At 68.0% G+C, this 24,466-nt stretch carries 20 protein-coding genes and 1 pseudogene; 4 read left to right on the forward strand and 17 right to left on the reverse strand.

Annotation, left to right across the window (positions count from 1 at the left end):
• Nucleotides 1-698: 698 nt before the first annotated feature.
• The 3 genes from ACIGKL_RS09325 to ACIGKL_RS09335 form a co-directional block, all read right to left on the reverse strand.
• Nucleotides 699-1,526, reverse strand: coding sequence for an arylamine N-acetyltransferase (locus tag ACIGKL_RS09325; protein WP_397486380.1), 828 nt, complete (start codon nucleotides 1,524-1,526; stop codon nucleotides 699-701).
• 124 nt (nucleotides 1,527-1,650) lie between these two features.
• A complete protein-coding gene (locus tag ACIGKL_RS09330) occupies nucleotides 1,651-3,147 on the reverse strand; it encodes a CoA-acylating methylmalonate-semialdehyde dehydrogenase (protein ID WP_397486381.1) in 1,497 nt (498 codons plus the stop codon).
• An 83-nt stretch (nucleotides 3,148-3,230) separates the two neighbouring features.
• Complete coding sequence (locus tag ACIGKL_RS09335) at nucleotides 3,231-4,577, reverse strand: aspartate aminotransferase family protein (protein WP_397486382.1); 1,347 nt, start codon at nucleotides 4,575-4,577, stop codon at nucleotides 3,231-3,233.
• A 182-nt stretch (nucleotides 4,578-4,759) separates the two neighbouring features.
• On the opposite strand from ACIGKL_RS09335, the gene ACIGKL_RS09340 reads away from it, so the two are divergent.
• Nucleotides 4,760-5,677: a LysR family transcriptional regulator gene (locus ACIGKL_RS09340; protein ID WP_397486383.1), complete on the forward strand. Its 918-nt coding sequence runs from the start codon at nucleotides 4,760-4,762 to the stop codon at nucleotides 5,675-5,677.
• Between the two features lie 197 nt (nucleotides 5,678-5,874).
• Here ACIGKL_RS09340 and pbpC read toward each other — a convergent pair whose 3' ends face one another.
• The 4 genes from pbpC to ACIGKL_RS09360 all read right to left on the reverse strand — a co-directional run bounded on the left by pbpC (nucleotide 5,875) and on the right by ACIGKL_RS09360 (nucleotide 14,276).
• Entirely contained in the window at nucleotides 5,875-8,196 is a 2,322-nt protein-coding gene (gene pbpC / locus ACIGKL_RS09345; protein WP_397486384.1) for a peptidoglycan glycosyltransferase PbpC, read from the reverse strand.
• A gap of 81 nt (nucleotides 8,197-8,277) precedes the next feature.
• Nucleotides 8,278-8,622 (reverse strand): endonuclease domain-containing protein, encoded by a 345-nt coding sequence (locus tag ACIGKL_RS09350; RefSeq protein ID WP_397486385.1) that lies wholly within the window; start codon nucleotides 8,620-8,622, stop codon nucleotides 8,278-8,280.
• Between the two features lie 143 nt (nucleotides 8,623-8,765).
• Entirely contained in the window at nucleotides 8,766-13,664 is a 4,899-nt protein-coding gene (locus ACIGKL_RS09355) for an alpha-2-macroglobulin family protein (RefSeq protein ID WP_397486386.1), read from the reverse strand.
• 147 nt (nucleotides 13,665-13,811) lie between these two features.
• Complete coding sequence (locus tag ACIGKL_RS09360) at nucleotides 13,812-14,276, reverse strand: aminoacyl-tRNA deacylase (RefSeq protein ID WP_397486387.1); 465 nt, start codon at nucleotides 14,274-14,276, stop codon at nucleotides 13,812-13,814.
• A gap of 163 nt (nucleotides 14,277-14,439) precedes the next feature.
• Here ACIGKL_RS09360 and ACIGKL_RS09365 point away from each other — a divergent pair, with 163 nt between their 5' ends.
• The 3 genes and pseudogenes from ACIGKL_RS09365 (at nucleotide 14,440) to ACIGKL_RS09375 (ending at nucleotide 16,399) form a co-directional block, all read left to right on the forward strand.
• Nucleotides 14,440-15,813 carry an MATE family efflux transporter gene (locus ACIGKL_RS09365; protein WP_397486388.1) on the forward strand — a complete coding sequence of 458 codons (1,374 nt, stop codon included), beginning with the start codon at nucleotides 14,440-14,442 and terminating at the stop codon, nucleotides 15,811-15,813.
• Nucleotides 15,814-15,839: 26 nt separating this feature from the next.
• Nucleotides 15,840-15,926: pseudogene (locus ACIGKL_RS09370) on the forward strand (hypothetical protein); the annotation flags it as partial.
• 17 nt (nucleotides 15,927-15,943) lie between these two features.
• The gene (locus ACIGKL_RS09375; RefSeq protein WP_397486389.1) at nucleotides 15,944-16,399 is read left to right on the forward strand and encodes a DUF2214 family protein; all 456 of its coding nucleotides are present in this window, start codon (nucleotides 15,944-15,946) and stop codon (nucleotides 16,397-16,399) included.
• Between the two features lie 68 nt (nucleotides 16,400-16,467).
• Here ACIGKL_RS09375 and hisC read toward each other — a convergent pair whose 3' ends face one another.
• From hisC to ACIGKL_RS09425, 10 genes are all read right to left on the reverse strand, one after another.
• Nucleotides 16,468-17,520: a histidinol-phosphate transaminase gene (gene hisC, locus ACIGKL_RS09380; RefSeq protein ID WP_397486390.1), complete on the reverse strand. Its 1,053-nt coding sequence runs from the start codon at nucleotides 17,518-17,520 to the stop codon at nucleotides 16,468-16,470.
• Between the two features lie 79 nt (nucleotides 17,521-17,599).
• Nucleotides 17,600-18,907, reverse strand: coding sequence for a histidinol dehydrogenase (gene hisD / locus ACIGKL_RS09385; RefSeq protein ID WP_397486391.1), 1,308 nt, complete (start codon nucleotides 18,905-18,907; stop codon nucleotides 17,600-17,602).
• A 103-nt stretch (nucleotides 18,908-19,010) separates the two neighbouring features.
• A complete protein-coding gene (hisG, locus tag ACIGKL_RS09390) occupies nucleotides 19,011-19,646 on the reverse strand; it encodes an ATP phosphoribosyltransferase (protein WP_021445567.1) in 636 nt (211 codons plus the stop codon).
• A gap of 69 nt (nucleotides 19,647-19,715) precedes the next feature.
• Nucleotides 19,716-20,981: a UDP-N-acetylglucosamine 1-carboxyvinyltransferase gene (gene murA / locus ACIGKL_RS09395; protein WP_397486392.1), complete on the reverse strand. Its 1,266-nt coding sequence runs from the start codon at nucleotides 20,979-20,981 to the stop codon at nucleotides 19,716-19,718.
• Between the two features lie 22 nt (nucleotides 20,982-21,003).
• The gene (locus tag ACIGKL_RS09400; RefSeq protein WP_003459267.1) at nucleotides 21,004-21,243 is read right to left on the reverse strand and encodes a BolA family protein; all 240 of its coding nucleotides are present in this window, start codon (nucleotides 21,241-21,243) and stop codon (nucleotides 21,004-21,006) included.
• Nucleotides 21,244-21,389: 146 nt separating this feature from the next.
• Entirely contained in the window at nucleotides 21,390-21,707 is a 318-nt protein-coding gene (locus ACIGKL_RS09405) for a lipid asymmetry maintenance protein MlaB (RefSeq protein WP_397486393.1), read from the reverse strand.
• Nucleotides 21,704-22,336 carry a phospholipid-binding protein MlaC gene (locus tag ACIGKL_RS09410; protein ID WP_397486394.1) on the reverse strand — a complete coding sequence of 211 codons (633 nt, stop codon included), beginning with the start codon at nucleotides 22,334-22,336 and terminating at the stop codon, nucleotides 21,704-21,706. Before ACIGKL_RS09410 ends, ACIGKL_RS09405 begins: the two co-directional genes overlap by 4 nt.
• Before the next feature lie 14 nt (nucleotides 22,337-22,350).
• Nucleotides 22,351-22,821, reverse strand: coding sequence for an outer membrane lipid asymmetry maintenance protein MlaD (mlaD, locus tag ACIGKL_RS09415; protein WP_397486395.1), 471 nt, complete (start codon nucleotides 22,819-22,821; stop codon nucleotides 22,351-22,353).
• A complete protein-coding gene (mlaE, locus tag ACIGKL_RS09420; RefSeq protein WP_397486396.1) occupies nucleotides 22,821-23,618 on the reverse strand; it encodes a lipid asymmetry maintenance ABC transporter permease subunit MlaE in 798 nt (265 codons plus the stop codon). Before mlaE ends, mlaD begins: the two co-directional genes overlap by 1 nt.
• Nucleotides 23,618-24,427 carry an ATP-binding cassette domain-containing protein gene (locus tag ACIGKL_RS09425; RefSeq protein ID WP_397486397.1) on the reverse strand — a complete coding sequence of 270 codons (810 nt, stop codon included), beginning with the start codon at nucleotides 24,425-24,427 and terminating at the stop codon, nucleotides 23,618-23,620. The genes mlaE and ACIGKL_RS09425 overlap by 1 nt, the downstream gene beginning before the upstream one ends.
• Nucleotides 24,428-24,466 lie beyond the last annotated feature (39 nt).

The raw sequence follows: 24,466 nt of genomic DNA on the forward strand, positions 1-24,466 counted from the left end.
CTCCGAGGGTCGTCACGGTGGGCCATCCCTACCTAGGCGGCCCCGGCCATCGTTCCTCGTTTGGCATCCATGCCAAACGCCCCTCTCCACAGCACCTCCACTCGGCCTCCTGACGGGATCAAGGATCGCGTCGCCTACCAGATTTGTGGACTCAACAGCGGAAAAGCCGCGGGTTAGACCCGCCCTGCTGCTTGGATTCTGGTAATCCTGCACAGAACGATCAGCCGCCGCCAAACGCCCCTTCAGGAGGCCGAACGGAATCGTTGTGGAAGGGCGCGAGCCGCATGGATGCGGCGAGAGGCGTAAAGGGCCAGGGACGGCCCTTGTACGCCGGCCCCTGGAGCAACGATGGAGTGAGGGGAGTCGAGCGCAGCGAGACCCGGATGGCGGGGCACAGCGTTTTTGCTTACTTTTTTGGCGTTTGAAAAAAGTGAGTCGCCGTAAGGGCGAAACCGTAATTTCAGACAGCGAATTTGCGGCGTCGGAGTACAAAAAAGCAAAAAGCCCCTCTCCCCTACCCCCCCTCTCCCGCAAGCGGGAGAGGGGAACTGATCGCATTCTGTCGGTGATATCAGTGTTGTGGCTGATTTCCTTAGATTTTCGCGGCTGAAGCCGCTCCTACAGATCAGGCACCTCAGGTCGCGGCTAAAGCCCCTCCCACAGGGGGCTAGCGGCCGGGGATACCGGCAGGCCCTCCCTTACGCCCCCGCAATCAACCGCTCGACAATCCCGCGTAGTTCGGGATGCTCCGGCACCCGAATGCCGAACTCATCGCGCAATACCTCCAGCACCGCATCGACGCTCTGCAGCTGCACCCGCTGGCTGTCCTGCCCCAGGCGATGGATGGCGAAGCTGCCATTGTTCAGCGTCTTGCGCAGGCCCGGCCCGGTGCGGGCGGCGATCATCTGGCCGAGAAAGGGCGAATCCGGATGGGTGCACACGTACCAGTTGCCGACCACGTAATCGATATCCGCGACCTGCTGCAGGTCGAACAGGTACATCGCCCGCCAGCTGCCGGCCACCAGGGCGCGCAGGGTATAAGTGCCGTCCACCAGACTCAGCCGATAGGGCTCGTGCGGCGTGGCCTGCTGCGCCTCGCTGTCGAGCAGCAAGGGGCCGGTCGGCACCATGCCGCCGAAGCCGACGTCGGCGATATAGCGCACGCCGTCCAGGGTCACCAGCACCAGCATATGGGTGCGGGCTGGCTGGGCATCTTCCGGCCCGCCCATCACTACGCGCCCGGTCAGGCCGCGCGCGTCGAAACCCAGCGCCTGCAACAGCAGCAGGAACAGGCGATTGAGCTCGAAGCAGTAACCGCCGCGGCGCTGACGCAACAGCTTGTCCTGGATCGCGGCGGGCTCGACCTGCACCGGCACGCGCAGCATGCTCGCCAGGGTTTCGAAGGGGAATTCGGCGGTATGCCGCGCCTGCAGCTCGCGCAGGGTGTCGAGGGTCGGAGGGGGCGCCGAGGAATAACCCAGGCGCGCGAGGTAGGTGTGCAGATCCAGCTGGAATGCTTCGGTCATGGTGCTTCTCCCTTTGCTACCTGCCGGCTGTTGTACCAGAGGCGGCCGATGGGAGATATGCATAGGGCCGATAGCAAAAAGGCCGGTCTTGCGACCGGCCTCTGCGGCAACGCTTCAGCTCACCTCAGCCATTGCTGGGGAAGGCGAACTGCGCCGCTTCGTGGCTCTTGCGCGCCGGCCAGCGTTGGGTGATGGCCTTCTTGCGGGTGTAGAAGCGCACGCCGTCCGGGCCGTAGGCGTGCAGGTCGCCGAACAGCGAGCGCTTCCAGCCGCCGAAGCTGTGGTAGGCCACCGGTACCGGCAGCGGCACGTTGACGCCGACCATGCCCACTTCGATCTCGTCGCAGAACAGCCGCGCCGCTTCACCGTCGCGGGTGAAGATGCAGGTGCCGTTGCCGTACTCGTGATCGTTGATCAGCTGCATGGCTTGTTCCAGGCTGCCGACGCGGACGATGCACAGCACCGGGCCGAAGATCTCGTCGGTGTAGATGGTCATCTCCGGGGTTACTCGGTCGAACAGGGTGCCGCCGACGAAGAAGCCGTTCTCGTTACCCGGCACCACCAGACCGCGGCCATCGACCACCAGCTTGGCGCCCTGGGCGACGCCGGCATCGATATAACCCTTGACCTTGTCGCGCGCCGCGGCGGTGACCAGCGGGCCCATGTCCAGGCCGCACTGGGTGCCGGCGCCGATCTTCAGGCCTTTGATCTGCGGCACGATCTTCTCGACCAGCGCGTCGGCGATCTGGTCGCCCACGCACACGGCCACGGAGATGGCCATGCAGCGCTCGCCGCAGGAGCCGTAGGCGGCGCCCATCAGCGCGCTGACGGCGTTGTCCAGATCGGCGTCGGGCATCAGCACGGCGTGGTTCTTCGCCCCGCCGAGGGCCTGCACGCGCTTGCCGCGCTTGGTGCCTTCGCTGTAGATGTACTCGGCGATCGGCGTCGAGCCGACGAAGCTCAGCGCCTTGACCTCGGGCGCCTCGATCAGGGCGTCGACCGCGTCCTTGTCGCCGTTGACCACATTCAGCACGCCCTTGGGCAGGCCGGCCTGGTTCAGCAATTCGGCGATAAACAGGGTGGAACTCGGATCACGTTCCGAAGGCTTCAAGATAAAGCAGTTGCCGCAGACGATGGCCAGCGGGTACATCCACAGCGGCACCATGGCCGGGAAGTTGAACGGGGTGATACCTGCCACGACACCAATAGGCTGCAGGTCGCTCCAGGCGTCGATATTCGGGCCGACGTTGCGGCTGTATTCGCCCTTGAGGATTTCCGGGGCGGCGCAGGCGAACTCGACGTTCTCGATGCCGCGCTTGAGCTCGCCGATGGCGTCCTCGATGGTCTTGCCATGCTCGGCGCTGATCAGTGCGGCGATTTCGTTCTCGTTCTGCTCCAGCAGCTGCTTGAAGCGGAACATGATCTGCGCGCGCTTGGCCGGCGGGGTGTTGCGCCAGGCGGGGAAGGCGGCCTTGGCGGCGTCGATGGCCAGTTGCATGGTGGCGCGGTCGGCCAGGCCGACGGCAGCAGTGGAATCGCCGGTGGAGGGGTTGTACACCGGGGCGCTGCGTTCGTTGCCGGCGACGCGCTCGCCGTTGATCAGGTGGGGGATATGGCTCATGAGGTTCTCCAAAGTCTGGTTTGGTGGGAGGGGCTTTAGCCGCGACTGAATGAGCGTCGCGGCTAAAGCCCCTCCCACAGGAATCAGTCGAGTTTGTTCAGTACGTCGCCGACGGCGTTGAAAACACGGTCGAGGTCGTCCATCTTGGCGTTGAAGGTCGGCCCGAACTGCAGGGTGTCGCCACCGAAGCGCACGTAGAAGCCGGCCTTCCACAGTTTCAGCCCGGCCTCGAACGGACGGATCACCGGGTCGCCGTCGCGCGCGGCGATCTGGATGGCGCCGGCCAGGCCGCAGTTGCGGATGTCGACCACGTGCTTGCTGCCCTTGAGGCCATGCAGCGCCCGGCCGAATTGCGGCGCCAGCTCGGCCGCCTGCTGGATCAGGTTGTCGCGTTTGAGCAGCTCCAGCGAGGCCAGGCCGGCGGCGCAGGCCACCGGGTGGGCCGAGTAGGTGTAGCCGTGAGTGAACTCGACCATATGCTCGGGCGACGGCTGCTGCATGAAGGTGTCGTAGATCTCCTTGGAGGCGATCACCGCGCCGAGCGGGATGGCGCCGTTGGTGATCTGCTTGGCGGCGTTGATGATGTCCGGGGTCACGCCGAAGTACTCGGCGCCGCTCCATTTCCCCATCCGCCCAAATGCCGTGATCACCTCGTCGAAGATCAGCAGGATATTGTGCTGCGTGCAGATCTCGCGCAGACGCTGCAGGTAACCCTTGGGCGGCACGATGACGCCGGCCGAGCCGGACATAGGCTCGACGATCACCGCGGCGATGTTGGAGGCATCGTGCAATTCGATCAGCTTGAGCAGCTCGTTGGCCAGCTCGACACCGCCGCTCTCGGCCATGCCGTCGGTGTAGGCCAGGTGCGGCTGCAGGGTGTGCGGCAGGTGGTCGACGTCCATGAACTGGCCGTACATCTTGCGGTTGCCGCCGATGCCGCCCAGGGACGTACCGGCGATATTGACGCCGTGGTAGCCGCGGGCGCGGCCGATGAATTTGGTCTTGGCCGGCTGGCCTTTCAGGCGCCAGTAGGCCTTGGCCATCTTCACCGCGGTGTCGGCGCACTCGGAGCCGGAGCCGGTGAAGAACACGTGGTTGAGCTCGCCCGGCATCAGGTCGGCGATCTGCTCGGCCAGCTGGAAGGACAGCGGGTGGCCGTACTGGAAGCCCGGCGAATAGTCGAGAGTGCCGAGCTGCTTGGCCACGGCCTCCTGGATTTCCTTGCGCGAGTGGCCGGCGCCGCAGGTCCACAGGCCGGACAGGCTGTCGTAGATCTTGCGGCCGGCATCGTCGAACAGCCAGCTGCCTTCGGCCCCGACGATGATCCGCGGGTCGCGCTGGAACTGGCGGTTGGCGGAAAACGGCATCCAGTGGGCGTCCAGCTTGAGCTGGCTGGCCAGGGAGGGGGTGGCGGTCTGCGGCATGTTCATCGGGAGCCTCGCACTCGAAGGTGTCGTGGGAGGGGCTTTAGCCGCGACAAACAGCAGATCGAAAACAGTCGCGGCTAAAGCCCCTCCCACAGGAGTTGAATCAGTTGCCAGACAAAGTGCCACGGGCATAGAGTCAGTAAAACAGCACTCTTCTTATCTTCAGTTAAAGGCTTACTAAACAAATGAGCAGCCGCCGCCCCGATCCGCTGGCCCAGGTCAGCGACTTTGAAATCCGCCTGCTCAAGCTGTTTCGCAGCGTGGTGGAATGCGGCGGTTTCTCCGCCGCGGAAAGTGCGCTGGGCATCGGCCGTTCGGCCATCAGCCAGCAGATGAGCGACCTGGAGCAGCGCCTCGGCCTGCGCCTGTGCCAGCGCGGCCGTGCCGGCTTCGCCCTGACCGAGGAAGGCCGCGAGGTGTACCAGAGCACCCTGCAGCTGCTGACGGCGCTGGAGAGCTTTCGCACCGAGGTCAACGGCCTGCACCGCCACCTGCGCGGCGAGCTGAACATCGGCCTGACCGACAACCTGGTGACCATCCCGCACATGCGCATCACCAACGCCCTGGCGCGGCTCAAGGCGCAGGGCCCGGACGTGCGCATCCATATCCGCATGACGCCGCCGTCGGAGGTGGAACAGGGCGTGCTCGACGGTCGTCTGCACGTCGGCGTGGTGCCGCAGGTCGGCGCGCTGTCCGGCCTGGAGTACCAGACCCTGTACGACGAGCGCTCGCTGCTCTACTGCGCGGTCGGCCATCCGCTGTTCTATGTCGACGACCAGCAGCTGGAGGACGAGCGCCTCAACGCCCAGGAGGCCATCGCGCCGACCTTCCGCCTGCCGCCGGAGGTGCAGAACCACTACCAGGCGCTGAACTGCACGGCCAGCGCCTCGGACCGCGAGGGCATGGCCTTCCTGATCCTCACCGGGCGCTATATCGGCTACCTGCCCGACCACTACGCCCAGGCCTGGGTGCAGCAGGGCCGCCTGCGCGCGCTCAAGGCCGTCAGCCGCTTCTACGACATCAGCCTGGCGGCGGTGACGCGCAAGGGCCGCCGCGCACACCTGGTGCTGGAGAGCTTTCTCGAGGCGCTGGCCGAGTCCTGAGCGGGCGCTGGCGAAAACAGGTCGCGCGCCGGCGCCAGGCTCTAAGGAAACGCTGAAATAGCCGGGTGCAAGCGGGACAGCAGCGTTATCGCTGAACAGCGCTTGCGCTGGCCCGCAGGGAAATAATCCAGAACCTGAGCAGTCCCTGGGCTCCCGCCTTCGCGGGAGTGACGCTAAATGGCTATTTCAGAACGTCCCTAAGGCTCGACGCTGAACTCCAGGCGGGCGGTCTGGCCGCCCTCGTCGAGCACGCTGAGCTGGTGCCGGCCGACCGCGAAGGCATGGGCGAAGGGCGCCCCGGCGGCGCTGTCGCCCAACGGCCGGCCGTCGACGAACCACCAGCGGCGGCCGCTGCCGCCGAGGGTCGACAGGCTCAGGCGCAGCGGTTCGGCGTCGCCCTGCGGTCGGCGCAGGCGATCGCCCTCGCGCACGCCGACTATGGCCAGCGGCGCCACCTGGGCCGGCGTCGGTGGCGGACAGGCACGGTCGGCCGCCGGCAGGCGCGCGCCGCGCCGCTCGCGGCGCGGCAACCAGGGTTCCAGCGGCGCCGGCCACAGCACCAGCTCGCGGCGCTCGGCCTGAGCGCAGCCCGGGGCGACGCGACGGCCGCGGGGATTGACCCACAACGGCTCGCGCAAGCCGCTGCCCAGCGGCTGATCGGCGCCAAGCAGGGTCGGCGGCGTGGTGCCCTGCAGGGTCCAGGCGAAGCGCAGGCGCCGGCAGTTGGGATCGTCCCTGTGCATGGGCTGACCCAGCGGCCAGCAGATGGCGGCGACGCCGACCTCGGCCGGCTGCGGCTCGGCCGGCGCGGCGATGCCGCGCTGGCTGTCGCGGTTGACCAGCAGATCGTGCACCTGCAGCAGCAGCGGCGCCGCCGAGGCCAGGCCGAACTGGCCGGGCACCGGGGTGCCGTCCGGGCGACCGATCCAGATGCCGATCAGGTGGCGCGGGCCTATGCCTATGGCCCAGGCATCGCGAAAGCCGTAGCTGGTGCCGGTCTTCCAGGCCAGGCTCGGCCGTTGCACCAGCTGCGCGCGCGGGTCGCGGTCCGGGCGTGCCTGGCCGCTGAGGATGCGGCGGACGATCCAGGCCGCGCCGGGCGACAGCAGGCGCCGCTCGCGCAATTGCTCGTCTGGCTGCAGACGCGGCCGCGCCGCCAGGCCGCCGCGGGCGAAGGCGCCGTAGCCGGTGACCAGCGATTCCAGGCGCGCGCCGCCACCGCCGAGGATCAGCGCCAGGTTGGGTTCGGCCAGCGCCGGCAGGCGAATCGGCACGCCGGCGCCGCGCAGCTCGCCGGCGAAGCGCTTCGGCCCGTAGGCTTCCAGCAGCTGCACCGCCGGCAGGTTGAGCGAGGTGGCCAACGCCTCGCTGGCCGACACCGGGCCGCTGAAGCCGGCGGCGAAGTTGCCCGGACGGTAGTCGCCGTAATGCCGCGGCACGTCCTGCAGCAAGGATTCGGAATGGATCAGCCCGGCGTCCAGGGCCATGCCGTAGAGGAAGGGCTTGAGCGTCGAGCCGGGCGAGCGCAGCGCGCGCACCATGTCGACATGACCGAAGCGTGCGGCGTCGGCGATATCCACCGAGCCGAGGTAGGCGCGCACCGCCATGCTCTGGTGCTCCACCACCAGGATCGCCGCCGAAGTGCGCTCGGGCAGGCGCGCGCGCCAGCCCAGCAGCAGGTCTTCCAGGCGCAACTGCAGGCCGGCGTCGAGGGTGGTGCGGATCAGCGGCGGGCTGCCGGCGCGGTTCAGCCGCCGCGCCAGCAGCGGCGCCAGGCTCGGTTCGCGGCGCGGGGCGAGGAATACCGGCTCCTCCAGCGCCTCGTCGACCTGTTCGGTAGGCCATACGCGGAACTCGGCCAGGCGCCGCAGCACCTTATCGCGCGCGGCCTGGGCGCGCGCGGGGTGACGATCCGGGCGCAGCCGGCTGGGCGCCTGCGGCAGCACCGCGAGCAGCGCCGCCTCGGCGCGAGTGAGCTGACTCGGCGGTTTGCCCAGGTAGCTCCAGCTGGCCGCCGCCACGCCCTGCAGGGTGCCGCCGAAGGGCGCGCGATTGAGGTACAGGGCGAGGATCTGGTCCTTGGACAGGTGCCACTCCAGCTGCGCGGTGCGCCACAGCTGCTTGAGCTTGCCGGGCAGGCTCCGTGCGTGTGGATCGAGCAGACGCGCCACCTGCATCGACAGCGTGCTGCCGCCGGACACCACACGCCCGCCGGAAAGGTTCTGCCAGGCGGCGCGGGCCAGGGCCAGCGGGTTGACCCCGGGGTGCAGGCGAAACCAACGATCCTCGTAGGTCAGCAGCGCGTCGAGGTAATAGGGCGAGACCTGTTCCGGGGTCACCGGGTAGCGCCATACGCCGTCGCGGTCGGCGAAGCGCCACAGCGGCGTGCCATCCTCGGCCAGCACCACGCGGGCCAGGTCGTCCTCGGGCAGCGGCAGCGGGAACAGGCGGTCGGCGAGCCAGAGCAGGGCTAGCAGCGCCAGGGGGGCGAGGAGCCAGGGGCGAATTAGGCTGGACATGCAAGGCCCTCTCCCCCAACCCCTCTCCCATAAATGGGAGAGGGGAGCCGATCTGCATTTCGCCCACTCTTGCGGCAACGCTCACAAACCTTGTTGCTTGCCAATCTCAAGGCGAATCTGTTCAAGCACAGCCTCCGCTTCCGCCAGCATCTGATGATTCCAGAAACGCAGCACACGATAGCCTCGACTTTCCAGATAACGCTCACGTTGCTGATCGTATTCCGTCCGCTGCTGATGCTGACCACCATCCAGTTCGACGACCAGCCAGCATTCGGTGCAGACGAAATCGACGATATAGGGGCCAATGGGTTTCTGCCGCTTGAACTTCAGGCCAAGAAAACGGTGAGCACGCAGGTGATACCAGAGTCGTTGCTCGGCGTCTGTCATCTCGCGACGCAGGCGTTTGGCGTTGTCGAGTAGCGTCATGGTTCCTCCTTGAACCCTTTGCCCTCTCCTCCGCCCCCTCTCCCGCGGGCGGGAAAGAGAAGAAGTTCGACGCGCGACTGAAGCTGTTCACGATCGGCCCCCTCTCCCATTTATGGGAGAGGGCTGGGGAGAGGGCTGGCTTTTTACCGCTCCCTCACCACCAGCGACGCCGGCGCACTGCCCAGCGCCTGCCAGCTCGGCCGGTACATCGACTCCACCTGCGGCGGCGGCACGCGGTAGCTGCCCGGGGTCACCGCGCGAGCCAGGTAGAGCAAATGGGTGGTGCCGTAGCCGTCCACGTCCAGCGCCGCCACGTAGCGGTCGCCGCGGTACTCCTGGTGCTTGATCCGCGCGTTCTGCATCGCCTGGCGCCATTCCTTGACCTGGCTGCCGGCCTCATCCAGGCTCGCCGCGCTCTGCGCCAGGTTCTGGTTTTCCAGTTCCAGGCCGGCGGGCAGCAGGTCCACCACCAGGGCATCCGGCACTCGCTGCTTGGCGCGCACCGCCAGGTGCACCAGCACCAGCTCGCCGCTCGTCAGCTGCTGTAGGTCGAGCGGGCGGCCGTCCATGCCGAGGTACTCGCGCTCGATGCCGAGGTTGTCGCCGCCGGCCGCGGGCGGCTGCGCCGGATAGCCGGACAGGGTCAGCTGCTGGTACAGCTTGGCACTGCCGGCATTGCTGACGCTCAGCGGCTCGGCCAGCTCACCGCGTTCCAGCTTGATGCCCGGTTGCCGCTCGCTCAGCTCGAACTGGAAGGCGCCGCTGGCAAGCGCAGCGCGCCAGGGTTGTTCCGGCTGGCCGAGAATGCCGCGACCGGCGAGGAACAGCGCGTTGCGCTCCTGGGTCGACAGCCAGCGCTGGCCGGCCAGCTCGTCGGCCAGGTCGAACAGGCGCTGCTCGCGCTGGCCGGCAGCCAGGTCGTGTTCCTCCAGCACGGCGAGGATCAGCGCCTGGTCGCGCAGTGCGCTGCCGTAGTCGGCCATCCAGCGCTCGCCGTCGCGCGGCTGGATCAGGCCCTGGGCCAGCGCCTGCTCGGCGCGCGGCGCATCGCCCATCAGCTTGAGCGCGGCGGCCAGCTGCACCAGCGGCAGGCCGGAACGCGCCTCGCTGCGCCGCTCGAACAGGCTGCGCAGCGCGCCCAGCGGCGCCTGCTGGCTGCGCGCCAAGACGTAGCCGGCGTAGGCCTGCACGGCGAAGCGGGTGTGGGCGAAGTCCTCGCTGTAGCTGGCCTCGATCAGGCTGCTCTGCTGCAGGTAACGCAGCAGACGGTCGCTGGCCTTCTTCAGCGCCTCGGGCGGCACGCCGAAGCCCTGCTCGCGGGCGCGCAGGAGGAAATCGGTGACATAGGCGGTGAGCCAGTATTCCTCCTCGCTCTCGGCGCTCCACAGGCCGAAGCCGCCGCTGTGGCGCTGCATGCCGAGCAGACGCTCGATGCCCAGCTCGATGCTCCTGCGCCGCTGCTCGTCCGGCTCGCCCTCCAGGCCGAGGCGCGCGAGGCTGGCGGCATCGGCATAGAGCGAGGGGTACAGGCCGCTGGTAGTCTGCTCCAGGCAACCATAGGGATAGGCCTTGAGTGCGCGGATCTGCTCGCCGAGGTTCAGCGGCGGCCGGCTCGACAGCGCCAGCACGGCCTCCAGGCCGGCCGGCTCGAACGCCGCCAGGCTGCCGGCCGGCAGGCTCCAGGGCTCGCCCTCGCCTAGTACCGCACGGAAATGCCGCAGCTGCGCCGGATAGGCCGGGCGGATGCCCAGGGTCCATTCGCTGCTGAAGTCGCCGAGTTCCTCACCCGGCAGCGCCAGGCCCTGCACCTCGACATGGATGCGCCCCTGGCCGAGGCCGCCCGCGGCACGCACCGGGATGCGCAGGGTCATGCGCTGGCCGTCGGCCAGCTGGATCGGCGCCTCGCCTTGCTGCAGCAGGCGCAGTTGGCCCTCCACGTCCACCCGCACGTCGAGCTGCTGCTCGGCGCCGGAGAGGTTGGTCAAATCCAGCGCCAGGCTGGTTTCGTCGCCGCCAGCGAGAAAGCGCGGCATCGACAGTTCGGCGATCAGCGGTGCCGCCACCACCGTCTTAGCCTCGGCCATGCCGAAGCGCTCGTCGCTCCAGGCCTGCGCCATCAGGCGCAGCTCGCCGTTGAAGTCGGGGATATCCAGGCTGACTTCGCCCTCGCCCTGCTCGTTCAGCTGCAGCGCCTCGCTCTGCAGGGCAACGATCAGCACGCTGGTGTCCGGGCGCTTGCCGCCGGCGGCCAGGCCGGCGTCGCCGCCGAAGGCCAGGCTGGCCAGGCGACCCTGGCCCTCGATCAGTTGGCCGTAGACGTCCAGCTGATCGGCGCCGTAGGCCTTGCGCCCGAAGAAACTGGCGAAGGGATCGGGGGTGGCGTAGTCGGTGATATTGAGTATGCCCACGTCCACCGCGGCGACCAGCACCCGCACTTTCTCGGGGATGCTGCCGTCGGCGTTGCGTGCGCTGACCTTGACCTTCAGCGGCTGCTTGGGCCGCATCTGCTCAGGCGCTTCCAGGCTCAGCGCCAGCTGGCGCGGCGCGCGCTGCAGCGGCAGGTGCAGCAGGCCGACGGCGCGCTTGGGCGTGACCCGCGCCTTGCGCTCGCCGGGGCGCACCACCTGGGCGCTGAGATACAGGTCGTGGCGCGCCCAGGCCGGGTCTATGGGCAGTTCGAAGGTCTTGCCTGCCGCCGGCACGCTGATTTCCTGCCACCACAGCGGCCCGTCGCTGGATTCCAGCAGCAGGTAGCCGCTGCCGGCGGCCGGCGGGGTGACGCTGATCTTGGCCACATCGCCCGCGGCATAGGCCGGCTGATCCAGCGCCAGTTTGACCTGGTCGGGACGCACCGCGCCGCCCTCGGCGTTGTCCTGCCAGCGGTAGCCGGCCCAGAAGCGCAGGCTGCTGAGCAGGCCGGTGCGGTTGTCCAGCAGCTCGACCCGGTAGGGGCCCCACTCCACCGGGAAGCTGACCTTGGCGGTGCCGCCGGCCTCGATGCGCAGCGGCTCCTCGCTCAGGGTGAGGAACTTCTCGTTGAAGTTGTGCCGCCAGCCCTCACCGTCGGAGAAGCTCCAGAAGTAGTCGCGGCGCTCGCGCACCAGGCGCACGGTCAGGTCGTCGGCGGCCAGCTTGTTGCCGGCGGCATCGGCCACCAGCAGCTCGAACTCGGCCAGGCTGTCGGCATCCACCTCCTCGCCGTCGAACAGCCCGCGCAGCCCCGGCAGACGTTCGGCCGGCCACACCGGCTGGACGATGCGCCGGGTGATCGGCCGGCCGCCGGATTCCTGCAGGCTGGCCTGGAGAATCAGGCGCAGCGGCGACTTGGCCTCGCCCCAGCGGTTTTCCGGGCGCAGCACGGCGCGGCCCTGATCGTCGAGACTGATCTCGTCGAGCTCCTGATCCTGAGTCAGATCGGCCTCGGTGACGTCGCCGAACTGATAGCCCGGCAGGCTCGCCACCGCCTCGCGCAGCGGCCGCACGTAGAGCTGGCCAGTCAGGCGGTTGCCGGCGGCCGGCGCGCCATAGAGGTAGCGGCCGGTCACGGCGAACTCGGGATTGTCACCCGGCGCATAGGGCTGCTCGCGGCCCTTGAGTTCCAGGGCCAGGCGTTCGGGGAGGAAGTCCTCGACGAGAAACTCGTACAGCTGCGGGCTGCCGTCGCCGAGGTCGAGCAGCAGCTGCCAGCGCCCGGTGGGCGCCTCCTCGGCCAGCTGCAGCCGGTACTGGTAGAGGCCGCCCTCGTCCGCCGTCCAGACGAACTTGCGGCTGACCTGCTCGTCCGGCCGGCGCACCTCGACGCTCACCGGCTGGGCCTTGACCGGCTTGCCGTCGGCGTCGCGCAGCAGGGCATTGATCAGCACCGTCTCGCCGGGGCGATAGAGGTCGCGCGGGCCGAACACGAACAGCTGCAGCGGATGCGCCTTGGGCCCGGCGATATCGAATTCGGCCAGGTCCAGCGCCGGCGCGTTGAGGCGCAGCAGGCTGGTCTGCTCGCCCTGCTTGGCCAGCAGCAACTGGGCCTTGGCCGGCAGCGGCAACTGGGCGTGGCCGGCGGCGTCGGTCTGGCCCTCGGCGAGCAGCGCGCCGTCGCCATCGAGCAGTTCCAGCTGCACCCCGGCCTGCGCCTTGCCGCCTTCCAGCGCCTGGGTGAAGACGTCGAGACGGTCGCGGTAGCGGTGCGCGGACAGGCCGATGTCGCTCAGGGAAAACAGCGTCGCCGGCTGCGAATAGCCGTAGCTGCCGGCCTCGCGCATCACCGCCAGGTACACCCCGGGCTGCTTGAACGGCTCCAGGCCGGCGATCGGCAGCAGCAGGGTCTCGCGCGTGTTGCGCGCCGGGTTGAGGTCGAAGCGCCCGCCGTAGACCAGCTCGGCCAGCGGCAGCAGCTCGCGCGCCTCCCAGGTGTCGAGGTTGCTGCTGCGCCCCCAGCGGGCGAGGAACTGCGGCAGCGCCTCGGGCTTGATGCGGAAGAACTCGACGTTGACCTTGTCGACGTTCAGCGCGATCACCGGCAGGCCCTCGGCCAGGCGAGTGGGCAGCAGCGAGCCGCGGCTGGCGAAACCGACGCTGGCCTGCAGGTCGCGGGTCTCCAGGCGGCTGACGTGCTCGGCGGCGAGCTTGGCGCCGTTGATGGCGCGCAGCCCGGCGTCGATGGTCAGCACCAGCTTGCGCTTGGGTTCGAGATGACGCAGGCGCAGTTCGCTCAGGTTGTCGGAGAGTTCCCAGGCGCCGTCGACCTTGCCGTCCTTGCTGTCGACCAGGTGCAGGCGCTCGGCGAACGGCTGGTCGGGATCGAGCGGCACGGAGAAGGTCACCGACAGCGCGCTGGCGCCGTCCAGTTGCACCTCGGAGACGTCCACCACCTGCAGTTCGCGGCCGGCATGCCGTTCGGCCAGCGCGGCGCGATCCACCGCCGGCTGCGGCGGGCGCTGCTGCTCGGCCGCGGGCGCGGTGCTGGTGACGGTGACGGGGTCCTGGGATGAATCGCAGGCGCTGAGCAGGCTCAGGGCGAGGGCCAGAAGCAGTCCTTTGTTCGGCATTGCGGGCTCCGGTATAGGGGGGCGCAGAGAACCCCAACTATAGCCGAGCGCCTACCCCGGGAGGAGGCGCGGCGGCGAAAGCGCCAAGCCGCGCACAACCCCTCGCCGCGCTCATCGCCCGGGCACGGCGAGGATTTCAGCCCTGGTTCAATGGCACAGCTCGCAGACCTCGGCATTGGGCGCCAGGTTGAAGAAGTCGTCCATCGACATATGCACCAGGTTCTCGTGGTCGCCGGCCTCCAGGTAGACGTCCGCCAGCCGCGCCAGTTGCGGGTCGATCAGCATGTCCAGGCCGTACAGCGCGCCGAGCGCCGGCACCGCGCCGCGCTGGCAGTCCTTGAACAGGCCGACCAGGTTCTGCTCGCCGCTCAGTTGCCAGCGCTGGCTGCCCTTGCGCACCTTGTCCAAATCCAGCTTGCGGTTGGCCGGCAGCACGGCCATCAGGTAGTGGCCGCGGCGGTCGTCGAGGATCACCGACTTGGCCATGCGCGCGGCGGGAATGTGCGCCTTGCGCGCCGCCTCCAGGCTGGTGGCCGAGGGTTCGTGCTCGACCAGTTTGTAATCGCAATGCGCCCGTTGCAGATGGCGCTCCAGGGTTTCGGCCATACGCATGATCCACCTCCTCGGTCGCCGCGGCGACGCTTGGTTGACTGGCCCTGGAAAAAGTCTAGCCAGGCCAGCAGGCGGGCGAAGGTGCGGTTACTGCTATGGGCTGGCAGTCATAGCAGCAAAGGTGCTAACGCCGCCTATAATCGCCGTTTTGCCGGAGCCGCCCATGTCCGCCCTGCTCGACGCCTGGCGCCACGCCCCGACCCAGCACCGGGTCTGGGCCCTGGCCGCGCCGATGATTCTCTCCAACCTGTCGGTGCCGCTGGTGGCGCTGGTCGACAGCGCCGTGGTCGGCCACCTGCCGCACGCCCATCAGCTGGCGGCGGTGGCGGTGGGCGGCAGCCTCTACACCCTGCTGACCTGGGCCATGGGCTTTCTGCGCATGGGCAGCACCGGCTTCGCCGCCCAGGCCGCCGGCCGCGGCGACGGCGGCGCGCTGCGCCAGGTGCTGCTGCAGGGCCTGCTGCTCGGCGTGCTGCTGGCGCTGTTGCTGGCCGTGCTGGCGATCCCCTTCAGCGGCGCCGCGCTGGGCCTGATGCGGCCGTCGGCGGCACTCGACGCACTGGCCCGCGAGTATTTCCAGATCCGCCTGTTCGGCCTGCCCGCGGCCCTGGCCACCTACGCCCTGGTCGGCTGGCTGCTGGGCACGCAGAACGCGCGCGGGCCGCTGGCGATCCTGCTCACCGCCAACCTGCTCAACGTGGCCCTGGACCTGTGGTTCGTCCTCGGCCTGCAGTGGGGCGTGGCCGGCGCGGCCTGGGCCTCGGTGATCGCCGAATGGAGCGCCGCCCTGCTCGGCCTGTGGCTGGCGCGCCGCGCCCTGAGGCGCTACCCCGGCCGGCTGGAACGAGCGGCGCTGCAGCGCTGGAGTAGCTGGCGACCGCTGCTGGCGGTCAACCGCGACATCTTCATCCGCACCCTGGCGCTGCAGCTGGTGTTCTTCCTGATCACGGTGCAGGGCACCCGCCTGGGCGACGCCACGGTGGCGGCCAACGCCCTGCTGCTCAACGGCCTGCTGCTCACCGCCCACGCCCTCGACGGCCTGGCCCATGCGGTGGAGGCGCTGTGCGGCCATGCCCTCGGCGCCCGCGACCGCGCCGCGCTGCGCCGCTCGCTGCTGGTGGCCGGCGCCTGGTCGCTACTGGCCAGCATCGGCTTCGCCCTGTTCTTCGGGCTCGGCGGGCACTGGTTCATCGGCCTGCAGACCGATATCGCCGCGGTGCGCGACACCGCGCTGCAGTACCTGCCCTACCTGGCGCTGCTACCGCTGCTGGCGGTGTGGAGCTACCTGCTCGACGGCCTGTTTATCGGCGCCACCCGGGCGCGGGAGATGCGCGACGCCATGCTGATCGCCCTGGCGCTGACCCTGCCACTGGGCTGGGCGCTGCAGGCGCTGGGCAACCACGGCCTGTGGCTGGCCTTTCTCGCCTTCATGGGGCTGCGCAGCCTGGTGCTGGCTGGCTATGCTTGGCACCTGAGTCGTCGCGACCAGTGGTTCGCCCCACCGCCAGCAGAAGAGACCGCCCCTGCTCAGCGCTGAGCTGCCACACAACTAAGCCCAGCGCCGACGCCCTGCAGCGGGCCGACCAGGCGCTGTACCGGGCCAAGCGCGGCGGCCGCAATCGCTGCGAACTCGCCGCAACCGATCCATAACCCGCAAGGAGCACCCGATGGCCGCCGCACTCGTCGCCTATCTGCATTTTCTGGCGATCTTCGCCCTGTTCGCCCTGCTCAGCGTCGAGCACGTGCTGTTCAAGGCGCCGCTGGATCTGCGCCGTGCGCGCAGCCTGATGCTCGCCGACCTGGCCTACGGCATCTGCGCCGGCCTGGTGCTGCTCACCGGCCTGGCGCGGGTGTTGTGGTACGGCAAGGGCTGGGCCTACTACCTGCACAACAGCCTGTTCCACGCCAAGGTGGGGCTGTTCATTCTGGTCGGCCTGCTGTCGATCCTGCCCACCGTGGTCTTCCTCAACTGGCGCCCGGCGCTCAAGGCCGGCCAGGTGCCCGAGCCCAGCGCCCGGCAGATCGTCCTGGTGACCTGGTGCATTCGCCTGGAGTTGTTGCTGCTGTTGCTGCTGCCGCTGCTGGCGGCGCTGCTGGCGCGGGGCTATGGGGTGATCGGCTAAACGAAGCAAGGTCGCCAGGATGCAATCCGGGGCCGCGAGCGGCGTTGCCGGATTGCCCCCGGCTAGGCTTACAGCCCCTGCAGGGCGTCGAGCAGTGCCTGGTTCTGCTCCGGCGCGCCGATGCTGATGCGCAGGAACTGGGCGATGCGCTGCTGCTTGAAGTGACGCACTATCACGCCCTGCTCGCGCAGGCCGGCGGCCAGGGTGGCGGCGTCCTTGTGCGGATGGCGGGCGAAGACGAAGTTAGCGGCCGACGGCAGCACCTCGAAACCCAGGCCCTGCAGCCCGGCGACCAGCGCCTCGCGGCTGGCGATCACCTGCCGGCAGGTCTGCTCGAAGTAGGCGCGATCCTCGAACGCCGCGGCGGCGCCGGCGATGGCCAGGCGATCGAGCGGGTAGGAGTTGAAGCTGTTCTTGATCCGCTCCAGCGCTTCGATCAGCTCCGGGTGGCCGACCGCGATACCGACGCGCAGCCCGGCCAGCGAGCGCGACTTGGACAGGGTCTGGGTCACCAGCAGGTTCGGGTAGCGGTCGACCAGAGCGATGGCCGTCTGGCCGCCGAAGTCGATATAGGCCTCGTCCACCAGCACCACCGAATCCGGATTGGCCTGCAGCAGGCGCTCGATGGCGTCGAGCGCCAGCAGGCAGCCGGTCGGCGCGTTGGGGTTGGGGAAGATGATGCCGGCGTTGGGCCGGGCGTAATCCTCGATGCGGATCTGGAAGGCGTCGTCGAGCGGCAGCGCCTCGAACTCGATGCCGTACAGGCCACAGTAGACCGGGTAGAAGCTGTAGGTGACGTCGGGGAACAGCAGCGGCTTGCCGTGCTGGAACAGGCCGTGGAAGGCGTGCGCCAGCACCTCGTCGGAGCCGTTGCCGACGAACACCTGGGCGGTGCTCACGCCGTAGTAGTCGGCGACCGCCTGCTTGAGGCGCTCGCCGTTGGGGTCCGGGTACAGGCGCAGGTCGTCGTTCAGCTCGGCCTGCATCGCCGCGACGGCCTTGGGCGACGGCCCGTAGGGGTTCTCGTTGGTGTTGAGCTTGACCAGCTTGCTCAGCTTGGGCTGCTCGCCCGGTACGTAGGGCACCAGGTCCTTGACGAAGGGGCTCCAGAATTTGCTCATCTGCCCTTCTCTCCTCGAAATGCGTGCGGTGCTCTGTGCGCACCGCGAATAATCAAAGGTGCGCATGGCGCACCCTACGTCACTTGATGCGGTACTCGGCGCTGCGCGCATGGGCGGTCAGCGACTCGCCGCGGGCCAGCACCGAGGCGCTCTTGCCCAGCTCCGAGGCGCCGTCCGGCGAACAGAAGATGATCGACGAGCGCTTCTGGAAGTCGTACACCCCCAGCGGCGAGGAGAAGCGCGCGGTGCCGGAGGTGGGCAGCACGTGGTTCGGGCCGGCGACGTAATCGCCCAGCGCCTCGGCGGTGTAGCGGCCCATAAAGATCGCGCCGGCATGACGGATCTGCGGCAACCAGGCCTCCGGGTCGGCCACCGACAACTCCAGGTGCTCGGGGGCGATGCGGTTGGCCACCTCGATGGCCTGGGCCATGTCGGCCACCTGGATCAGCGCGCCACGCTCCTGCAGCGAGGTGCGGATGATCTCGGCGCGCTCCATGCTCGGCAAGAGCCTCTCGATGCTCTCGGCGACGCGGTCGAGGAAGGCGGCGTCCGGGCTGACCAGGATCGACTGGGCGTCCTCGTCGTGCTCGGCCTGGGAGAACAGGTCCATGGCGATCCAGTCTGGATCGGTCTGGCCGTCGCACACCACCAGAATCTCGGAAGGCCCGGCGATCATATCGATACCGACCTTGCCGAACACATGACGCTTGGCGGTGGCCACGTAGATGTTGCCCGGCCCGACTATCTTGTCCACCGGCGGCACGCTCTCGGTGCCATAGGCCAGCGCGGCCACGGCCTGGGCGCCGCCGATGGTGAACACGCGGTCGACGCCGGCGATGGCGGCGGCGGCCAGGACGATCTCGTTGATCTCGCCGCGCGGGGTCGGCACCACCATCACCACCTCGGGCACGCCGGCGACCTTGGCCGGAATCGCATTCATCAGCACCGAGGACGGATAGGAGGCCTTGCCACCCGGCACGTACAGACCGGCGCGATCCAGCGGGGTGACCTTCTGCCCCAGCACGCTGCCGTCGGCCTCGCTGTAGCGCCAGGAATCCTGTTTCTGCCGCTCGTGGTAGCTGCGCACGCGCTCGGCCGCGACTTCCAGCGCCTGGCGCTGCGCGGGGGAAATACGTTCGAGGGCCAGTTCCAGGCGCTCGCGCGGCAGGATCAGGTCGGCCATGCTGGCGACCTCCAAGCCATCGAAACGCTGGGTGTACTCGACCAGCGCGGCATCGCCGCGCTCGCGCACGGCCTGGATGATCTCCAGCACGCGCTGGTTGACGCCATCGTCGGACACACTCTCCCAGCTCAGCAGATGATCCAGGTGTCGGGCGAAGTCCTGGTCAGCGGCGTTGAGTCGGCGAACAGCAATGGGAGCGGTCATGGCAAAGCCTCGTGTAATGGCAAATCTCAGGCGCCGCTAGAGTAGCAAGCCCACCGTGCGGGCACCTGAGAATTTGGCTATGACACGGATAGGCTGAGGGATGTCAGCTGGTATGTCGCGCCTCGACGGCGCCGCGCAGGGTCTCGATCAGCGCCTGGATACGGGCGTGCTGCATCTTCATCGAGGCCTTGTTAACGATCAGTCGCGAGCTGATGGTGGCGATCAGCTCCTGCGGCTCCAGGCCGTTGGCGCGCAGGGTGTTGCCGGTGTCGACCACGTCGATAATCTTGTCGGCCAGGCCCACCAGCGGCGCCAGTTCCATCGAACCGTACAGCTTGATGATGTCGACCTGACGGCCCTGCTCGGCGTAGTAGCGCTTGGCGACGTTGACGAACTTGGTGGCCACGCGCAGGCGCCCTTTCGGCTCCGGCGCGCCGACCTTGCCCGCGGTCATCAGCTTGCACTGGGCGATCTGCAGGTCCAGCGGCTCGTAAAGGCCCTGGCCGCCGTACTCCATCAGCACGTCCTTGCCGGCCACGCCGAGATCCGCGGCGCCGTGCTCGACATAGGTCGGCACGTCGGTGGCGCGCACGATCAGCAGGCGCACGTCATCCTGGGTGGTGGGGATGATCAGCTTGCGGCTCTTGTCCGGGTTCTCGGTCGGCTCGATGCCAGCCGCCGCCAGCAGCGGCAGGGTGTCGTCGAGGATGCGGCCTTTGGACAGGGCGATGGTCAGCATGGAGCGGTTTCCTTGAACGGCAACGGCCACTCCGACAAGGAGCGGCCATACGGCAGTGGACGCGAGAACTTAGCCCGGTACGCGGCGAATCTTGGCGCCGAGCAGTTGCAGCTTCTCTTCGATGCACTCGTAGCCACGGTCGATGTGGTAGATGCGGTCGATCAGGGTGTCGCCCTCGGCCATCAGCGCCGCCAGCACCAGGCTGGCCGAGGCGCGCAGGTCGGTGGCCATGACCGGCGCGCCCTTGAGCTGCTCCACCCCGGTGACGATGGCGGTGTTGCCTTCGACCAGGATATTGGCGCCCATGCGCAGCATCTCGTAGACGTGCATGAAACGGTTCTCGAACACCGTTTCGATCACCGTGCCGGTCCCCTCGGCCACCGCGTTGAGGGCGATGAACTGCGCCTGCATGTCGGTGGGGAAGGCTGGATAGGGCGCGGTGCGCAGGTTGACCGCCTTGGGTCGCTTGCCCTTCATGTCCAGCTCGATCCAGTCCGGACCGGTGCTGATCTCGGCGCCGGCTTCCTGCAGCTTGGCCAGCACGGCCTCCAGGGTCGAGGGATCGGCGTCCTTGACCTTGACCCGGCCGCCGGTGATGGCCGCGGCCACCAGGTAGGTACCGGTCTCGATGCGGTCGGGCATCACGCTGAAGCGCGCGCCGTGCAGGCGCTCGACGCCGTCGATGACGATGGTGTCGGTGCCGGCGCCCTGGATCTTCGCGCCCATGGCGTTCAGGCAGTTGGCCAGGTCGACCACTTCCGGCTCGCGCGCGGCGTTTTCCAGCACGCTGCGACCCTTGGCCAGGGTCGCGGCCATCATGATGTTCTCGGTGCCGGTCACGCTGACCACGTCGAAGAAGAAGTGCGCGCCGCGCAGGCCGCCTTGCGGCGCCTTGGCCTTGATGTAGCCGCCCTCCACGTCGATCTGCGCGCCCATGGCCTCGAGGCCGCGGATGTGCAGGTCGACCGGGCGCGAACCGATGGCGCAGCCGCCGGGCAGGGCCACCTCGGCCTCGCCGAAGCGGGCGACCATGGGCCCGAGCACCAGGATCGAGGCACGCATGGTCTTGACCAGCTCGTAGGGCGCGACCAGGGTCTTGATCGAACGCGCGTCGACTTCCACCGACAGCTTCTCGTCGATCACCGGCTCGACGCCCATGCGCCCGAACAGCTCGATCATGGTGGTGATGTCGTGCAGGTGCGGCAGGTTGCAGATGGTCACCGGGGCGTCGCCCAGCAGGGTCGCCGCGAGAATCGGCAGGGCGGAGTTCTTCGCCCCGGAAATGCGGATTTCGCCATCGAGGCGAGCGCCGCCGGTAATGATCAGTTTGTCCATAGGAGTCTCGTCGCCCGCAGGCTCAGGAACGCGCGGCCCAATCGGCCTGGCTGAAGAATTTCATGGTCACGGCGTGGATGCTGCCATCGGCGATCCAGGCATTGAGGTGGGCATAGATCTGCTGCTGGCGTTTGACCGGGCTGAGAGCGGCCAGTTCGTCGCTGATCAGGTTGAGCTGGAAGTTGCAGCCTTCGCCTTCGACTTCCACCTGGGTATTCGGGAGTTTTTCCTCTAGGAGGCTTTTCACTTCTGCAGCCTGCATGCTCGACCTCGATTGACGCATATCGGGCTACCTGCGCCCGCGGGTCGGCCATCATACAAAAAAGCCCCCCGCCTGCGAACCCCGCATGAGGCAGCGCTGACGGAGGGTTTGTGCGCCATTCGGCGCTGGCGTCGTTCGCTGCGCCGTCAGCCGGCGGCGTCCTGCAGCGGCAACAGCTCCAGCAGGCCGCAGACCTGGGCGATCTCGCGCATGTCCGCGGGCAGGCCGCCGATGGCCAGGGTCTTGCCCGCTGCCCGGGCGTCGCGCAGGAAGGCCAGCAGCAGGGCCAGGCCGACGCTGCTGGATTTCTCCACCGTGGCGCAATCGACCAGCAGCTGCGCCGCGCCGCTGGCGGCGATCAGCCGCGCACCCTGCTCACGCAGGGCCGGACCGGTGGCATAGTCGAGCACGCCTACCAGCTGCAACTGGCCCGGTGCGCGCTCAGCGATGCTCGCCCGACTCACGACTCACCCTTGGCTTCGCGCGCCTTGGCCACCGTGTCGGCCCAGCTGTCGATGACCTTGTCCAGGTCGTTGCGGTTGTTCTGCATGGACTGGGCGAACTGGTCGCGGAACAGTTTGCCGACGTTGATGCCGTTGATGATCACGTTGCGCAGCTTCCAGGTGCCGTCCTGCGCCACCATGGTGTAGGACAGCGGATAGACCACGCCCTTGCCGTCCTTGATCTCCATGTTCACCGCGGCGCGCTGCGGGTCCTGCTGGCCGGCGACCGGCAGCACGCGGATGTCCTGGTTGTTGTATTCGAGCAGGGCGTTGCCATAGAACTGCATCAGGCTGCGCTTGAAGTTCTCCTGGAAACGCGCCATCTGCTCGGCCGAGGCCTGGCGCGAGTAGCGCACGGTCATCACCCCACGGGAGATGCCATCGACGTCCACCACCGGACCGAGGATGTCGTTGAGCGCCTGGTAGAAGGCCGCCGGGTCGCTGCGGTACTGCTCCTTGTTGGCCTTGAGATCGGCCAGCAGGGTCTCGGTGGTCTGCTGCACCACCTCGTGGGCACTGGGCGCGGCCAGTGCCAGCAGCGGCATGGCGGCGAGCAGCGCGAGCAGGGAATTACGCAAGGTCTTGAGCATGGATCGGCCCCTCATCAATTGGCTTCGTCTTTATTGACCGAATTGAGCAGGAATTTGCCAATCAGGTCTTCCAGCACCAGCGCCGACTGAGTGTCGTGGATGGTGCCGCCGTCTTTCAGCACCGCCTCCTCGCCGCCGACGCTGATGCCGATGTATTTCTCGCCGAGCAGGCCGGCGGTGAGGATCGACGCGGTGGAGTCTTCCGGCAGGTTGTCCACCCGCCCTTCCAGCTCCAGGGTCACGCGGCCCATGTAGCTGTCGCGATCCAGGTCGATGGCGGTGACCTTGCCGATGGTCACCCCGGCCATGGTCACCTTGGCGCGCACGGTGAGCCCGGCGATGTTGTCGAAATAGGCGTAGACCTTGTAGGTATCGGTCGCGCTGCCGACGCTTAGGCCGCTGACGCGCAGGGCCAGCAGCAGCAGGGCCAGCAGACCGGCCATGAGGAACAGGCCGACACCAATCTCCAGCGTGCGGTTTTGCATCAGAAATCTCCAAACATCAAAGCGGTCAGAATGAAATCCAGGCCGAGCACGGCCAGCGAGGCATACACCACGGTGCGCGTGGTGGCGCGGCTGATGCCTTCGGACGTGGGCTCGCAGTCGTAGCCCTGGAACACCGCGATCCAGGTGACCACGAAGGCGAAGACGACGCTCTTGATCACGCCGTTGAGCACGTCGTCGTAAAAGGAAACGCTGTTCTGCATGTTGGCCCAGAACGAGCCTTCGTACACCCCCAGCCAGTCGATGGCGACCATCGCCCCGCCCCAGATGCCGACCACGCTGAAGATCATCGCCAGCAGCGGCATGGAGATGAAGCCGGCCCACAGGCGCGGCGCGATGATGTACTTGAGCGGATCGACGCCGATCATCTCCAGGCTCGACAGCTGCTCGGTGGACTTCATGTTGCCGATCTCGGCGGTCAGCGCCGAACCGGCCCGCCCGGCGAACAGCAGCGCGGTGACCACCGGACCGAGCTCGCGCAGCAGGGTCAGGGCGACCATCTGCCCCACCGCTTGCTCGGAGCCGTAGCTGACCAGGATGTTATAGCCCTGCAGGGCCAGCACCATGCCGATGAACACGCCGGAGACGACGATGATCGCCAGCGACATCACGCCGACGGCGAACAGCTGCTTGAGCAACAGCTGAAACGGCTTGCCGGCGCCGTTGCGGCCGAGCAGCGCGTGCAGCAGAAACAGCACCGAGCGCCCCAGGGTCGCCAGCACATCGATACCCGCACGACCGAACAGACGCAGCCGTTCGAGCGGAGCAATTCTACGCATCAGTTTTTCCCCAACAGATCGTCGCGATAATCCGGCGCCGGGAAATGGAACGGCACCGGGCCATCCGGAATGCCCTTCATGAACTGGCGAATACGTGGATTATCCGACTCCATCAGCTCGGCCGGCGTGCCCTGGCCGAGGACCTGGGCATCGCCGACCACATAGATGTAGTCGGCGATGCTCGCGGTTTCCGCCAGGTCGTGCGACACAACCACGCTGGTGATGCCCAGGGCGTCGTTGAGCAGACGGATCAGGCGCACCAGCACGCCCATGGCGATGGGGTCCTGGCCGACGAACGGCTCGTCGTACAGCAAGATCTGCGGGTCCAGGGCAATCGCCCGCGCCAGCGCCACGCGCCGCTTCATGCCGCCGGACAGCTCGTCCGGCATCAGCTCGATGGCGCCGCGCAGGCCGACCGCCTGCAGCTTCATCAGCACGATGTCGCGGATCATCTCGTCCGGCAGCTGGGTATGCACGCGCAGCGGAAAGGCCACGTTCTCGAACACGTCGAGGTCGGTGAACAGGGCGCCGCTCTGGAACAGCACGCCCATCTGCTTGCGCATGTCGAACAGCTCGTCGCGCGACAGCTTCGGCAGGCTGACGCCAGCCACCCGCACATCGCCGGCGGACGGCCGCAGCTCGGCGGCGATCAGGCGCAGCAGGGTGGTCTTGCCGCAACCGGACGGCCCCATGATGCCGGTGACCTTGCCGCGCGGAATGCGGATATCCACCTTGTCGAAAATGGCCCGCGAACCGCGACTGAAGCTGACGCCCTGCAACTCGATCGCGTAATCGTGCTCGGCGCTCATCTGAACTCCTTGAAAATCAAGCCTTCCTGGCAGACGCCG

It is taken from the genome of Pseudomonas sp. NPDC077186 (assembly GCF_044543505.1).
In the GTDB taxonomy this organism is placed as follows: Bacteria; Pseudomonadota; Gammaproteobacteria; order Pseudomonadales; family Pseudomonadaceae; genus Aquipseudomonas.